The organism is Bacillus sp. 0209A, from assembly GCF_036765095.1.
Classification (GTDB): domain Bacteria; phylum Bacillota; class Bacilli; order Bacillales; family Bacillaceae; genus Bacillus; species Bacillus subtilis_G.
Genome location: NZ_JBAIZV010000020.1, coordinates 1 through 409, shown reverse-complemented (window position 1 = coordinate 409; position 409 = coordinate 1). Strand labels below are relative to the sequence as shown.

Genomic DNA, 409 nt, shown 5'->3' with positions numbered 1-409 from the left:
AATGATGCGGATGAAGGGACTTGAACCCCCACGTCTGTAAAGACACTAGAGCCTGATTCTAGCGCGTCTGCCAATTCCGCCACATCCGCAAGATGTAAATGGTGAGCCATGAAGGACTCGAACCTTCGACCCTCTGATTAAAAGTCAGATGCTCTACCAACTGAGCTAATGGCTCTTCTTACAAGAGACTTGAGTATTATATCATATAAAAGTGGTGCCGGCAAGAGGACTTGAACCCCCAACCTACTGATTACAAGTCAGTTGCTCTACCAATTGAGCTACACCGGCATATATGTAAAACCGATATGTATAATGAAAAATGGTGGAGGATGACGGGCTCGAACCGCCGACCCTCTGCTTGTAAGGCAGATGCTCTCCCAGCTGAGCTAATCCTCCATAAATGCACTAT

At 46.7% G+C, this 409-nt stretch carries 4 tRNA genes; all 4 read right to left on the bottom strand.

The window, feature by feature from the left end:
• Positions 1-5: 5 nt before the first annotated feature.
• The 4 genes from V6D44_RS20955 to V6D44_RS20940 all read right to left on the bottom strand — a co-directional run bounded on the left by V6D44_RS20955 (position 6) and on the right by V6D44_RS20940 (position 396).
• A tRNA-Leu gene (locus V6D44_RS20955) sits at positions 6-89 on the bottom strand.
• 10 nt (positions 90-99) lie between these two features.
• Positions 100-175: transfer RNA gene (locus V6D44_RS20950), tRNA-Lys, on the bottom strand.
• Between the two features lie 37 nt (positions 176-212).
• Positions 213-288, bottom strand: a tRNA-Thr gene (locus tag V6D44_RS20945).
• 32 nt (positions 289-320) lie between these two features.
• Positions 321-396 (bottom strand) — tRNA-Val (locus tag V6D44_RS20940).
• Positions 397-409: the final 13 nt, after the last annotated feature.